Origin of the sequence: Arsenophonus sp. ENCA, assembly GCF_002287155.1 — a bacterium.
Lineage (GTDB): Bacteria > Pseudomonadota > Gammaproteobacteria > Enterobacterales > Enterobacteriaceae > Arsenophonus > Arsenophonus nilaparvatae.
Genome location: NZ_NHNG01000141.1, coordinates 1 through 1,101 on the forward strand (window position 1 = coordinate 1; position 1,101 = coordinate 1,101).

The following is a 1,101-nucleotide window of genomic DNA, read 5'->3' on the forward strand; positions in this document are numbered from 1 at the left end:
AAAAATAACCCTTTATCAACAAAATTGGGACGTAATCAAAAATGCTATGGCTGAGCACATCCGTGTTTTATTAGCGTACCCAAATTAGTTTTGTGCGAAACTCGTGTTCTCTATTCTCTATTCTCTATTCTCTATTCTCTATTCTCTATTCTCTATTCTCTATTCTCTATGCCAAAATAGACAATCATACACGCTTATCCAAGTATTTGATGACAGGCACTAGCCAACAGTTACTTCTTAATTAAGACTCCCCACATAGTTAACTTCTCTTTCCATGCTAAATATTCAGGCGATGATAGTTTTGTTAATGGCAAATGCACTGGTTTTACCTGTATTAATAACTGACGAATCATATCATGTACCCAGGGTGCTTCTTTTATATTCTCGTATCCTGGTACTTTTTCAAGCTCTAGTAGTAAATAGTATAAGTTAGTTAATTTCGTTTCAAAATATGAAAGCTTTTCTCTTTGTTTTTTATACAAATTTTTATTGGCGAGTTTCATTAATTTATTCTTTGCAAAAGATGCTATTTCTATAATTGAGTTCTTAAGAATTTCAATAGCATTCTTATTATTTAAGAGAACTAACGTAGTGTCGTCGTGGGTTGTTGGTAATAATAAAAAGTTATTATTTATTATTTTTTGTAAGATAACACTATCATCTTTTAATTTTTCTATATGATCTTTTATTTCTCTTATATCATAAGCCTCTAAAATTTTTTCATTCAATTTTATTTCCGTTGCTTTAGATATTTTATCTTTATCTATTCTGCTATACATGGTTAATATGTTTTCAGAAAGAGTAGCTAATTTTTTTAATTTATTTAGCTCAAGATGTAAAGTATTTACTTCATTTTTTAATTCGATTATTTCTTTAGTATTCCACAACATTGGAAATGTGGTTTTTCCAACTTTTATATAGGATAATTCCTCCTGAAAAACTTTTTTTTCTTCTTCGTTAAGATGGTATTTATTCTGTGCAATCTGATAATGCTCTATATTCTCAGTAATAATTCGTTTAAATGAATCAGACTCCTGATCTTCTAATGTATCTTTAAATTTATTATAAACTCCTTCAACTTCCATCATGGTTTTTTTAGCG

General features: G+C 28.7%; 1 protein-coding gene. It reads right to left on the minus strand.

The genetic code is table 11. The features are described 5' to 3' along the window. Positions 1–230: 230 nt before the first annotated feature. Positions 231–1,101 (minus strand): hypothetical protein (locus CBG25_RS03850; RefSeq protein ID WP_290604631.1); only part of this gene is annotated, 871 nt, incomplete at its 5' end.